The following is a 12,215-nucleotide window of genomic DNA, read 5'->3' as shown; positions in this document are numbered from 1 at the left end:
CATGCCGGGATGACGGAGCGGGTGTGGCGGCGGCGGCAGGTGTACAGCAGGTGAACCGGCCACACGGTGACGACATTCGAATCAGGCTGCGTCCAAGTCTGTTTCGGAGTCCTGCCAGGTGGGCGACCCAGGATTGTGAGTTGCGGGAAGTACGCGTGACATCGGTTGGCTACTGATGGTTCACCGGAGCGTGTTAGACATCGTGCCCATGATCAAGAAATCGCTCACCGTCGCCGCGCTGGCCGCCGGTGTTGTTCTCAGCCTCGCGCCGCACGCCGGTGCCGATAGCACCGATCCCACCAGATTCTCGGATCTCACCGCCAACTTCGTGCCGTACAACGATCTGAACGTGCTCAATGCCAAGGCGAACGGCAAGATGATCATCGTCAGCCCGTCCGGCACCGGCCGCACCATCGCCTGCCGCGGCAATGGCCAGGACGTGGCCTGGTACGACTGCCGCCAGCAGGACGACATGGGTTGGGTCAACCTCGCCCAGCAGGACATCCCCGGCCTCGGTACAGCCTGGGTATACACCCTCGAGTCCGACCCCGCCGCCTGACCGCCCAACTCTGCCGAAAGGCCGCTCGCGCTTCGACTTCCGAAGCGCGAGCGGCCTTTTCGCTTGACCCTATGCCTCCAGTTTGTAACCCAGACCGCGGACCGTGACCAGATGTTCGGGCTTGGCCGGATCGGATTCGATCTTGGAGCGCAGGCGCTTCACGTGCACGTCGAGCGTTTTGGTGTCACCGACGTAGTCGGCGCCCCAAACGCGGTCGATGAGCTGGCCGCGGGTCAGCACGCGACCGGAGTTGCGCAGCAGGTACTCCAGCAGGTCGAACTCCTTGAGCGGCAGGGTCACCGACTTACCGTTCACCTGGACGGTGTGGCGGTCCACGTCCATCCGGACCGGGCCCGCCTCCAGCACGCTGGTCTCGCCGCCGTTGTCGGCCTCCTCGCCCGCCCCACGGCGCAGTACGGCGCGGATGCGGGCGATGAGCTCACGTGAGGAGTACGGCTTGGTGACGTAGTCGTCGGCGCCCAGTTCCAGGCCGACCACCTTGTCGATCTCGCTGTCGCGCGCGGTCACCATGATGACCGGGACACTGCCGCGAGCGCGCAACTGCTTGCACACATCGGTGCCGCTCATACCGGGCAGCATGAGATCGAGCAGGACGATATCCGCCCCGGACCGGTCGAACTCGGCCAGCGCGGACGGGCCGTCACCGACCACGGTGACCTCGAACCCCTCCTTGCGCAGGAGGAATGCGAGCGGATCGGCCAGCGACTCCTCGTCCTCGACGATCAGCACACTCGTCATCGGGTTGCCTCCACACCGTTGGTTCTGGCCCGTCCGAGGGGGCGCGGGCCGGTTTCCTTCTTCGCCGCCGGAATCCCGGCGGAAAGTCTCTTGTCGACGCCGTTGCCGTCGATGGGGTGGGACGGGATCCGCAGCGTGAACGTGGATCCGGTGCCCAGTTTGCTCCACAGGGTGACCTCACCGCTGTGGTTGGCCGCCACGTGCTTGACGATAGCCAGCCCGAGCCCGGTACCGCCGGTGGCGCGCGAACGCGCCTTGTCGGCCCGGAAGAATCTTTCGAAGACGCGTTCCTGGTCTTCCTTGGCGATCCCGATACCGCGATCGGTCACGGCGATATTCACATGACCGCCGCGCAGTGCCCGGGACACCGAAACCTGTGATCCACGGGGCGAGTACGCGATCGCGTTCTCCACCAGATTCGACAGGGCGGTCACCAGCAGCGTCTGATCGCCGATCACCTCCAGTCCGCTGGTGGAGTCGGTGCTCACGGTGATACCGGCGGCCTCGGCGGCGGTGCGGGAGCGCTCGATGGCCTGGTTGACCACGCTGTCCACATCGACGGCCTCGAGTTCGGGCAGCTTCTCCGCGCCCTGCAGCCGGGACAGTGCGATCAGCTCGGTGACCATCTTGCCCATGCGGCGGGCCTCACCGTGCAGGCGTTCACCGAAGTGCCGCACCGACTCCGGATCGTCCGCCGATTCCAGCAAAGCCTCAGCCAACAGGCTCATGGCGCTGACCGGAGTCTTGAGCTCATGGCTCACATTGGCGACGAAATCGCGGCGGGTGGCCTCCATGCGGGCCTGTTCGGAGTCGTCGTCGGCGAAGAGCACCACGAAGTTCGGGTTCTCCTGCGACAACGGCCTGGCAACACCCCGGACTGCCAGGCGGGCACGGCCCGGCATAGGAATCTTCGCGGTCAGCTCGAATTCGATATCGGTACCGCCAGCCAGCACCTGCTGCACGGCGGACCAGGCACGTTCGTCGAGCAGCCGATCATGGACTATGCCCAGCTCCTCGGCGCGCGGGTTCACCAGCACCACATCGCGGTACTGGTCGACCACCGCGATACCGCTCTCGGAGGCGAGCACGATCAGGTCCAGGACCTGCGACATGGTCAGGCCCGAGTCGGTGGCGGCGCGCAGCCGCTCCTGCCGGGCATTGACATAGGGAATGAGCAATCCACCGACTGCCAGTCCAACGACGGCCGCCAGGACTGCCAACAGCACGGCCTGTGGAACGCTCACACTTTGAATCGTACGGTCGCCTCAGCCGGGTCCGACCCCGGGTGCAGGAAGTTTCACGCAGGTCACAGGGGCTTCGACGGGCGTTGGCCCGTCGTTCACGCAATGTTTCGACTGGCCGGGGGCGAAGTTCGGCATTTTTGTGGCAACCACCGTGTAGGTGGCCGATCACTCCTCGGGGTCGCCGTAGAGGGCATCTCGAACCGCGTCACCGTGTCGATCCGCCCACGCGCCCAGGGCCAGGATCGGAGTGAGCAGATCGATGCCCGCGCAGGTCAACTCGTACTCCACCCGCGGCGGAGCCTCGGCGTACCGGCGACGTTCCAGCAATCCCATCCGCTCCATCCGGCGCAGGGTCTGGGTGAGCATCTTCTGACTGATACCGCCGATGGCACGCCGCAGTTCGACCGGGCGCATGGGGCCCTCGCGCAGGGTATAGACGATCACCGTCAGCCAAGAGTTGCCGAAGAGATCGACGGCCAGGCGTGCGGGGCAATCGGATTCGTAGTCGCCGTACTCCGCGAACGCCACCGCCTCCGGGGTAGTCGTCTCGATCGTCACGACTCCAGCGTGCCAGCGGTAATGCGCACCCGCGAGTGCGTATCGAAATTCCTAACGTCGAATTCGCAACCACGACCCAGGAGTTCATATGCGAATCGGAATCATCGGAGCCGGAGCCATGGCACGGGCGCTCGGCGGACAGTGGGCCGCGGCGGGCCACGACATCGCGATCGGCGCACGCGACGCGGTGCGGGCGCGGGAAGCGGTGGCGGCGATCGCGACCGGAGCCGGCGTGGTGGCGCAGGCGTCCGCTGCCACTCCCGCCAACCCCGTAAAGGTGCGGGCGGCGAGCATCGCCGCAGCGGCGGAATTCGGCGAAGTGGTACTGCTGGCCCTGCCCGTCACCGCACTGACCGAGGTGCTCGCGGTCGGTGGCCCGGCGCTGGCAGGGCGCACGGTCATCGACTGCACCAATGCCTTCCTGCCGGACAGCGGAAGATTCGTGCTCTCGGAAGAGGCTGTCGCCGAACGTATTGCGGCGACAGTCCCGGGGGCGCAGGTGGTGAAGGGCTTCAACCTGTGCGCCGCCGAGGTGTATGCCGGAGCGCGACGCGAGTTCGAGGGACGCACGCTGCTCGTCCCGCTGTGCGGGGACGACACGGACGCCGTCGCCCGCGTCGCCGCCCTGGTGGAGGACATGAACTTGAAGCCATTCCACGCGGGCGGCCTCGCCCAGGCCAGATACCTCGAGGCCACCTCGGCCTTCGTGGTCGGACAATGGTTCGGCGGCAACGATTCCCGCGCCATGTTCCCGCCGCTCGAGGCAACCTTCGCCGACGTCGACCAGTAGTCCTCCGTCCAACCACCCTCCGTCATCCCGGCATGCTTTTGGCCGGGATCCACCTCGAGTGATGCTCCGACAACCGTGGATCCCGGCCAAAAACGCGCCGGGATGACGGAAAGGCGCGCCGGTTTATGGAGCGGCATTCCGGGTCGGCGGAGAGGCGCGGCGGGTGGGCGGAGTCACCAGCCCGGGTTGCCTCGCACCGGGATATTCACATAGCTGGGCTCGGCCGGGTCCAGGAGCAGGTGCTGCGGGCGGAGGCCGGTGTCGACCGTTATCGCGGTGGGCGGCATACCCTTCGGGAAGTTGCCCGCGTAGACGTCGACGCGGAGGCGGTGGCCGGGTTGCAGGACGGCGTCCACGCCCGCGATCGAGATGTCCAGTGTCACAGGCTGTCCCGGGATGGCCTGCTGCCGAGTATCGAGAGATAGGTCTGGGACCGGGTCGGTGTAGTCGCCGTTGAGTCCGCGAGTGCTGCGGGATTCATCGATGGCGCGCAGTGAGGCGACGAGCTGGCCGCTGGACAAGGCGGTCGAACGGCCGTCGGGGGCAACATCATTGACGGTGGCGACCCAGTAGCCGTCGGCGGCATCGTGCACGGTGTTCAGGTGCACGGCGATGGGACCGGAGACGGTGGTGAGCTCGGCGACCGGGGCGCTGGTGAAGGTCAGGCCGTTGGATTCCTGTATGCGGGAATCCTTTCCGCAGGCGTCGATGAGGGAGATGATGCCGATGGTCTCCTGTGCCGCGTCTCGGGAGCAGAGTCCGGTCAGTCCGGGGGCGACGGTGAGCAGGTCATTGCCGCCCGGTGCGGTGAGCAGTGAGCCGTCGTGCACGCTGTGCCCGCCGGTGCCGCTGGGCGCGCCGTCGAGGTACATGCGCTGATACTCGACACCCGGCTGCGGGAAGGTCGGGGCGGTGATCCAGCCGCCGCCCTGCTCCTTCATGGTGACCGGACCGAATTCGTCGATACCGTTGTCGATACCTTTGAGCCACTTGTCGAACCAGGCGCGCTGCAGCACATCCATGCGCGGCGGCAGGCCTGGACGGCCGGATTCATTACCGTTGGAGATGTGGTAGCCATCGCCGACGAGGAGTTGTTTCCGCCCGGGCGGCAGGGGGATTCGGCGATATACGTCGGCCTGTGAGGCGACGAAGACATCGTGCCAGCCGCCGGTAATGAAGGCGGGCACGGTGATTCGCGCAGGATCGGTCTCCCAGGCCTGCCGCATCGGACTACCGGATTCGAGCAGTGCGCGGATCTTGGGGCTCAACTGGTCGATATTCGGTTGCAGGAACACCTCCAGCAGCGCGTCCACGAAGGTGAACGGATCGGCCAATCTGTCCGCGAGCCATTTCATATCGAACCGGCCCCGCAGCAGCGCGGTCATATCCGGTACGAGTTTGCCGCCGTTGACGGCGGCCAGCCAGAGTGGCATGAAGGCCGCGCCGATGGCACCGCCGGGCGCTACCAGATCGCGGAAGGGGTTGCGGCTGGGCACAACCGGGAAGATGGCCTTCAGGGCGGGCGGTCGTTTCGCGGCCACCTGCAATTGGTTGAGCCCGGAGTAGGAGACGCCCGACATTCCGATATCACCGGTGGACCAGCCCTGCTTCGAGGCCCAGTCGATGACCTCGGCGCTGTCCTGCTGTTCCCGCTCCCCCAGCAGGTCCCAATCTCCTTGGGAGAAACCGGTTCCGCGCACATCGACGACGACCTGCGTATACCCGGACTTGATCAACTGCCGGTCCACGGTGAAGGTGCGCAGCAGTCCGCCGCCGAGGGCCTTGGTCAGATCGGTGAGCCCGGAGATCGGCGTACCGGTGAGGTCGAAGTCCCGGAACGCCTGCACCAGTAGATCGGACAGCCCGGGTATCGATACCGCCGAATCCGCGATCATGGAGCCGAGTTTCGTGTACGGCGTGAGGTTCACGATGGTCGGCGTGGGATCGGCGATGGGCTGCCCCGACGCGTCCGCCGGGTGGTAGACATTGGCCTTCAGCACGGTGCCGTCACTCATGGTGATCGGCACGTCCCAGTCGATGTAGACATTGGGATATACCTGTGGATTATCTTCCGTCGCAGCCCATTCCGCGCCGGTGACGCCGCCGTCCGGGCCGACGGGATCGGCGGTGGCGGCGGGTGAGACGAACTGTGTCAGTGCCACCGCGGCCGTCATGGCCACCGCGACTCGCAGCAGGAGAGGCATACTTCGTCAAGTTAGGACACCGGCAACAGTCTGGGACAGTTTCCCCGAAAGTTGGTGAGACTGCACAAAATAAAGAAATCCGGGTGTGCACGCCGTTGTGCACACCCGGATCTCATGCCCGGAGGGACGGAATCACCAGCCGGTGTTACCGCGAACCGGGATATTGACGAAGCTCGGACGATTCGGGTCGAGCTGCACATGCTGCGGCTTCAGACCGGTATCGAGGAGCATCGGCAGGATCGGCAGGCCCTTGGGGAAGTTGCCCGCGAAGACGTCCACCCGCAGCCGGTGTCCCGGCTGGAGCAGGGCCTCGGTACCGCTGAGCGCGATATCGAGGGTGGTGGCCTCACCGGGCACCGTCGGCTCGCTCTTGTCCAGCGAGGTGAAGGCGCGCGGGTCGGTGTAGTCGCCGCTGTCCGAACGCGAGCTGGCGGCCTCGTCGATCTGGCGCATGGACGCCATCATCTGGCCGGAGGTCAGCACGGTCGACTTGCCATCGGGCGCAACGTCATTGACGGTGACGGTCCAGTAGCCGTCGGTGGCGTCCTGAACGGTGTTGAGGTGCACCGCGATCGGACCCGAGACGGTGGTGGGCTCGGCGACCGGGGCGCTGGTGAAGGTGAGCCCGTTGGTCTCGGCGATCCGCGAGTCCAGCGCGCAGCCGTCGATGATGGAGAGCACACCGGCGCTGCCCTGTGCGGCGTCATTGGAGCACAGTGTGGTCAGACCCATGGAGACGCTGAGCCGGTCGGTGTCGCCATTGGCCTCGGCGGTCAGCGAACCGTCGTAGAGGCTGTTCGCGGTGCCGCTGCGCTGCGATGACAGGTACATGCGGCGGTAGCGCGCGGCCTCCTCCGAGGGCGCGGATTCGCCGAAGCCGCCCTGGGTGATCCAGCCGCCGCCCTGCTGGCGCAGGGTGACCGGGCCGTACTTGTCGATGCTGTTGTCGATGCCCTTGAGCCACTTGTCGAACCAGGCGCGCTGCAGTACATCCAGGCGCGGCGGCAGACCGGGGCGACCGGCCTCGGAGCCGGAGGTGACGTGGTAGGTATTGCCCATCAACAGCTGCTTCTGCCCGGCGGGCAGCGGAATCTCGTTGTAGATCTTGGATTCCGAGTAGGTGAACAGGTCGTGCCAGCCACCGGTGACGAAGGTCGGGATATTGATCCGGCTCGGATCACCCAGCCACGCTTGGCGTTCCGAGGAGAGATCGTTGAGCATGTTCTTCACCCGCGGATCGAGGGTGTTCATATCGGTGCTGGTGTACGCCGACATGAGCACGTCCAGATAGGTGAACGGGTCGTCGGCGCGGTCCTGCAACCATTTGAAGTCGAACTTGCCCTGTGCGATCGCGGCCAGGTCCGGCAGCCACTTGAGACCGTTGATGGCCGAGAGCCACAGCGGAATGAAGTTGAAGCCGAAGCCGCCGCCGGGCGCGAGCACATCGTCGACGAGATCGCTGCCGGGCACGATCGGGAAGATGGTTTTCAGGGCGGGCGGGTTCTTCTCCGCGGCCTGCACCTGGTTGATGGCGCTGTAGGACAGGCCGTTCATACCGATGCGGCCGTTGGACCAGCTCTGCTTGGACGCCCAGTCGATGGTCTCGACGGTGTCCTGCTGCTCGCGACCGCGCAGCATGTCCCATTCGCCCTGCGAGAAGCCGGTGCCGCGCACGTCGACGACGACCTGCGTGTACCCGGACTTGATGAGCTGGCGGTCGACGGAGAAGTTGCGGAGTTCGCCGTTGCCCGCCGCGTTCAGCAGTTCGCCGAAGCCGGAGATGGGTGTTCCGGAGAGGTTGATGTTCCGGAAGACATTGACCAGGGCGTCGCCGAGGCCGGGAATCGCGAAGGCGCTGTCGGCGACGTTCGACACCAGTTTGGTGTAGGGCGTCATGTTCAGCACGGTCGGCGTCGGGGTGTCGATCGGGCGGCCCGACGCGTCCGCCGGATGGTAGACGTTGCCCTTGAGTACGGTGCCGTCGCTCATCGTGATGGGGACGTCCCATTCGATGAAGACATTCGGGTACTGCTGCTGACCGTCCTCGGTGGCGGTCCAGGCCGCACCCGCCGCGCCGCCGTCGGGGCCGCTCGGGGTGGGGGCCGCATCAGCGTTGATGGCGGATAGGGGAACGAGCAGAGCGGTCGCGGTGGCGAGCACCGTGACCCGTAGCGCGTGCTTCATCGAACGTGATCTACCTCTCGCAAATGGTCGAACGTCCGGAAGCATATCTACTCGGAAGTAAGTTGCAAAGCCTGGTTACAGTTACCCGTTTTAATGGGCAAAATTTCGGCAAATTACATTGCGGCACAATTGAATACCCTACGGTGCCGTACTGAGATGCAGATCACACCACACGGTGGATAAATGAAAAACGCGCTGCAACCGAATAATTCGGCTACAGCGCGTTCGGCGTTACTACGAGTTATTTGCCGCCCTGATTCGCGACGGCGGCCGCACCCGCGGCAGCGGCCTCGGGGTCCAGGTACTCGCCCGGGCCCAGCGGGCGCAGGTTCTCGTCCAGCTCGTACTTGAGCGGAATACCGGTGGGAATGTTCAGCTCGGCGATGGCGTCGTCGGAGATGCCCTCGAGGTGCTTCACCAGCGCGCGCAGCGAATTGCCGTGCGCGGCAATCAGAACCGTTTTACCGGCGGTGACATCCTGGGAGATGGTGTCCTCCCAGTACGGCACCATCCGCGCCACGACATCCTTGAGGCATTCGGTCAGCGGCACGTCGATACCGGCGTAGCGCGGATCGGCGTCCTGGCTGTATTCGCTACCGGCCTCGATCGGCGGCGGCGGGGTGTCATAGCTGCGACGCCACAGCATGAACTGCTCATCGCCGTACTGGTCCTTGATCTCCGCCTTGTTCTTGCCCTGCAGCGCGCCGTAGTGGCGCTCGTTCAGACGCCAATCGCGTACGACCGGAATCCAATGGCGATCGCAGGCGTCCAGCGCGTTGTTGGCGGTGCTGATCGCACGGCGCAACAGCGAGGTGTAGACGATATCGGGCAGAATCCCGTGTTCGGCCAGCAATTCACCGGCACGCTTGCCTTCGGCGACACCCTTGTCGGTGAGACGGACGTCCACCCAGCCGGTGAACAGGTTGAGGGCATTCCATTCGCTCTCGCCGTGGCGCAGCAGCACGAGGGTGTACGTCATGGGGGTCATCTTTCCACGCCCTGTTTCGCCAGTAGCGCGGCCCCGGCGAGGGTGGCCTGGTCGGTGAGTTCGGAGGGGACCACCCGCAATTCACGCAGGAAGGACAGCCGGGCATGAGCGGCCGCGGCCGCCCGCAGTGGAGCCCAGAGTGGTTCACCGGATTGCGCGAAGCCGCCCCCGACCACCACCAGATCGGTGTCCAGCAGGGCCGCGGCCGAGGCGATGGCGGTACCGAGGGCGGTACCCGAGCGGTGCATGGCGGCGAGGGCGATCTCGTCCCCGGCGTGCGCGGCGGCGGAGAGTGCTATCCCGGTATCGCCGGTCCAGCCCTGTCGGCGCGCCCAGCGCACCGAGGATTTACCGCTGGCCACGGCCTCCACACAGCCGAAACCGCCACAGGCGCAGGGTTCTTCGTTGCCGGGGACGATGATATGGCCGACGTGCCCACCATTTCCGGTGCGGCCCATGACGACTCGGCCATCGGAGATCACACCGCCGCCGATACCCGAGGACACCGTCATACACAGGACGTTCGATTCACCCCGGGCCGCGCCGAAGGCCTGTTCGGCCAGCGCCAGGCAGACGCCGTCGACGGCGAAGTGAATCACCGCCTCGGGGAACAATTCCCGGACGGCGTCGACCAGGCCGAAGCCGTGCACCCACTCCGGAATATTGAGTGGCCCGGTCGATCCGGTGCGCACATCCACCGGTCCGGCCGCGCCGATGCCGACGGCGGTCACCTCTTCGGTGCCGGCGACGGTCAGCAGGAGCTCGAGGCAGGCGGTCCAGACCTTGGTCTCGGGGACCTGGATCCGGCGCACCGAGCTGACGCCGCCATCGGAATCGACAATGCCCGCAGCGAATTTCGTCGCGCCGATATCAAGGGCCAGCGCCACCATGGATAGCCGCCTCCTTCGCCTCGGGGTTCCGGAGCAGGCTACGCCTTGTCCTCGGCGTCCACGAGATGTTCGAAGGCGCGCAGGTTCTTCAGCGATTCGCCGCGCGAGACCCGCCACTTCCATTCCCTGCGAATCGATTCCGCGAAGCCGAGTTCGAGCAGGGTGTTGAAGTCGGCGTCCACGGCCTCGAGGATCTGACCGAACCAGCGGTCGAGTTCATCGGCGGTGACCGCGTGGGTGGAGAGGCGGCCGACCAGATAGATGTCACCGACCTTGTCGATGGTGTATGCCACGCCGTAGAGGCGGCGATTGCGGCGCAGCAGGAATTTGTAGACGCCCTCGAAGTTCTCGTCCGGTTTACGGCAGACGAAGGACTCCATGCGGATGCCGTGCTTGCCGACGGTGACGCCGATGACCGTCTTGAGTTTGCGTTCGCCGGGCAGCACCACCACGAAGGTGGCGTCGGCCTCACGCGAATACTCGATCTCGCGCTCGCGCAGCGTCTCATCGATCAATTGCGCTGTCGTACGGGCGGTTTCGTCCTGCACGGCGTCGCTCATCGGCGTACTGCTCCCATCCTGCGTCGCCATGCCGGCGCGACCTCCAGGTGTTTTGACCTCGGGCTCCCCACCGGCCACCCCAAAGACCTGGCGTGATTGCTGTCGTTGTGCACGCTACCGGTGCGATTGCGGCGGTCCCGGGACTGGCCGAGGGCGGCGGCGTAACTGTCCAGCATGCCGTCGGCGGTGTGCGCCCAGGAGAAATTGGCGGCGTGCTCGACGGCGGCCGCGCCCATGACATCCAGTCGGCCGGGATTGTCGAGCAGCGATCGCAATGCGGCGGCCCAGTCCGGGGTGCGATGCCCGGGTACCAGCAGTCCGGTGACACCGTCACGCACGGCGGTACCGAGCCCGCCCACATCGGCGGCCAATACCGGGGTGCCGCTGGCCTGCGCCTCGATGGCGACCAGGCCGAAGGATTCGTTATAGCTGGGCACCGCGACCAGATCCGCGGCCCGGTACACCTGCACCAGACGATGCGGCGGCTGCGGCGGCAGGAAGGTGACGCGATCGGAGATGCCGAGCGCGGAGGCCAATTCGATCAGTGCGTCGGGGCGCTCGAGGCCGCTGCCGGAGGGTCCGCCGACAATCAGCACGCGCAGTGGGCGTTCGGGGCGCTGCGGTAGCGCGGCCTCCTCGGCCAGTACCTGCGCGGCCGCGCGAACCAGGACGTCGGGGGCCTTCAACGGCTGAATTCGCCCGATGAAAGCGACAATTCGCTCATCGTCGGGTAGACCGAGCTCCGCCCGGGCACCGGCGCGCGAACCGGGCTGATACCGGTTCAGGTCCGCACCGGGCAGCACCACATCGATATGGTCCGGATTCGCGCCGTACAGCTCGACCAGCTGCCGCGCCTCCTCACCGGTATTGGCGATCAGCCGATCCGCCTCGGCGACAATCTGTTTCTCACCGATCACGCGGGCGGCGGGCTCGGGCACGTCACCCTCGGCGAGGTAGGCGTTCTTCACCGCCGCCAGGGTGTGCGCGGTGTGCACCATCGGCACCCGCCAGCGATCCCGGGCCAGCCAGCCGACCTGACCCGAGAGCCAGTAGTGCGAATGGATCAGATCGTAGTGGCCGGGCAGGTGCCGGGCCTCCTGTCGCAGCACCTCGGCCGCGAACGGACAGAGCTGAGTCGGCAGATCGTGTTTGTCGAGCCCCTCGAAGGGTCCGGCGACCACATTGCGGACCAGGACACCCGGTGCGGCCTCGACCAGAGGTTCGTCATTGGAGGAGGTGGCGCGGGTGAAGATCTCCACCTGGGTTCCGCGGCGAGCCAATTCGATGGCCGTCTGCAATACGTACACATTCATGCCACCGGCGTCGCCGGTGCCCGGTTGGGCCAGAGGTGAGGTGTGTACCGATAGCACGGCTATCCGATTGGGCCGTAGGTCGGAACGTTGACTCACTACACCAGTGTGCACGCCAGCGGTAAGCGAATATACGTGGGTTACCCGACCTAGTGACTCGGCTCACAGC

Annotated in this window: 11 protein-coding genes; 2 read left to right on the top strand and 9 right to left on the bottom strand. The window is 66.0% G+C overall.

The window, feature by feature from the left end:
- Positions 1-208 precede the first annotated feature (208 nt).
- Positions 209-559: a hypothetical protein gene (locus OHB26_RS14155; RefSeq protein WP_330184631.1), complete on the top strand. Its 351-nt coding sequence runs from the start codon at positions 209-211 to the stop codon at positions 557-559.
- Between the two features lie 69 nt (positions 560-628).
- Here the strand turns inward: OHB26_RS14155 and OHB26_RS14150 are convergent, their stop codons facing one another.
- From OHB26_RS14150 to OHB26_RS14140, 3 genes are all read right to left on the bottom strand, one after another.
- Positions 629-1,318: a response regulator transcription factor gene (locus OHB26_RS14150; RefSeq protein WP_330184630.1), complete on the bottom strand. Its 690-nt coding sequence runs from the start codon at positions 1,316-1,318 to the stop codon at positions 629-631.
- Positions 1,315-2,562 (bottom strand): sensor histidine kinase, encoded by a 1,248-nt coding sequence (locus OHB26_RS14145; protein ID WP_330184629.1) that lies wholly within the window; start codon positions 2,560-2,562, stop codon positions 1,315-1,317. The genes OHB26_RS14150 and OHB26_RS14145 overlap by 4 nt, the downstream gene beginning before the upstream one ends.
- 165 nt (positions 2,563-2,727) lie before the next feature.
- Positions 2,728-3,120 carry a winged helix-turn-helix transcriptional regulator gene (locus tag OHB26_RS14140; RefSeq protein ID WP_330184628.1) on the bottom strand — a complete coding sequence of 131 codons (393 nt, stop codon included), beginning with the start codon at positions 3,118-3,120 and terminating at the stop codon, positions 2,728-2,730.
- A gap of 88 nt (positions 3,121-3,208) precedes the next feature.
- Between OHB26_RS14140 and OHB26_RS14135 the strand changes: the two genes are divergently transcribed.
- Positions 3,209-3,910 (top strand): NADPH-dependent F420 reductase, encoded by a 702-nt coding sequence (locus tag OHB26_RS14135; RefSeq protein WP_330184627.1) that lies wholly within the window; start codon positions 3,209-3,211, stop codon positions 3,908-3,910.
- Between the two features lie 173 nt (positions 3,911-4,083).
- Here the strand turns inward: OHB26_RS14135 and OHB26_RS14130 are convergent, their stop codons facing one another.
- The 6 genes from OHB26_RS14130 to mshA all read right to left on the bottom strand — a co-directional run bounded on the left by OHB26_RS14130 (position 4,084) and on the right by mshA (position 12,145).
- Entirely contained in the window at positions 4,084-6,114 is a 2,031-nt protein-coding gene (locus OHB26_RS14130; RefSeq protein WP_330184626.1) for a CocE/NonD family hydrolase, read from the bottom strand.
- A 132-nt stretch (positions 6,115-6,246) separates the two neighbouring features.
- Positions 6,247-8,298, bottom strand: coding sequence for a CocE/NonD family hydrolase (locus OHB26_RS14125; protein WP_330184625.1), 2,052 nt, complete (start codon positions 8,296-8,298; stop codon positions 6,247-6,249).
- Between the two features lie 241 nt (positions 8,299-8,539).
- Positions 8,540-9,277 (bottom strand): phosphoglyceromutase, encoded by a 738-nt coding sequence (locus tag OHB26_RS14120; RefSeq protein WP_330184624.1) that lies wholly within the window; start codon positions 9,275-9,277, stop codon positions 8,540-8,542.
- Between the two features lie 5 nt (positions 9,278-9,282).
- On the bottom strand, positions 9,283-10,176 hold the full coding sequence (locus tag OHB26_RS14115) for an ROK family protein (protein WP_330184623.1): 894 nt from the start codon (positions 10,174-10,176) through the stop codon (positions 9,283-9,285).
- A 38-nt stretch (positions 10,177-10,214) separates the two neighbouring features.
- The gene (locus tag OHB26_RS14110) at positions 10,215-10,736 is read right to left on the bottom strand and encodes a YbjN domain-containing protein (protein WP_330184622.1); all 522 of its coding nucleotides are present in this window, start codon (positions 10,734-10,736) and stop codon (positions 10,215-10,217) included.
- Entirely contained in the window at positions 10,733-12,145 is a 1,413-nt protein-coding gene (mshA, locus tag OHB26_RS14105; RefSeq protein ID WP_330184621.1) for a D-inositol-3-phosphate glycosyltransferase, read from the bottom strand. Before mshA ends, OHB26_RS14110 begins: the two co-directional genes overlap by 4 nt.
- Positions 12,146-12,215: the final 70 nt, after the last annotated feature.

The sequence above is a fragment of the Nocardia sp. NBC_01503 genome, from assembly GCF_036327755.1.
In the GTDB taxonomy this organism is placed as follows: domain Bacteria; phylum Actinomycetota; class Actinomycetes; order Mycobacteriales; family Mycobacteriaceae; genus Nocardia.
The sequence above is the reverse complement of the archived record's forward strand: the minus strand, read 5'-3'. Positions and strand labels throughout refer to the sequence as shown.

Excerpts from the sequence above, each read along its gene's own strand:
- OHB26_RS14150 (WP_330184630.1), bottom strand. The coding sequence starts at position 1,318 with ATGACGAGTGTGCTGATCGTCGAGGACGAGGAGTCGCTGGCCGATCCG.
- OHB26_RS14155 (WP_330184631.1), top strand. The coding sequence starts at position 209 with ATGATCAAGAAATCGCTCACCGTCGCCGCGCTGGCCGCCGGTGTTGTT.
- OHB26_RS14110 (WP_330184622.1), bottom strand. The coding sequence starts at position 10,736 with ATGAGCGACGCCGTGCAGGACGAAACCGCCCGTACGACAGCGCAATTG.
- OHB26_RS14135 (WP_330184627.1), top strand. The coding sequence starts at position 3,209 with ATGCGAATCGGAATCATCGGAGCCGGAGCCATGGCACGGGCGCTCGGC.
- OHB26_RS14120 (WP_330184624.1), bottom strand. The coding sequence starts at position 9,277 with ATGACGTACACCCTCGTGCTGCTGCGCCACGGCGAGAGCGAATGGAAT.
- OHB26_RS14115 (WP_330184623.1), bottom strand. The coding sequence starts at position 10,176 with ATGGTGGCGCTGGCCCTTGATATCGGCGCGACGAAATTCGCTGCGGGC.
- OHB26_RS14125 (WP_330184625.1), bottom strand. The coding sequence starts at position 8,298 with ATGAAGCACGCGCTACGGGTCACGGTGCTCGCCACCGCGACCGCTCTG.
- OHB26_RS14130 (WP_330184626.1), bottom strand. The coding sequence starts at position 6,114 with ATGCCTCTCCTGCTGCGAGTCGCGGTGGCCATGACGGCCGCGGTGGCA.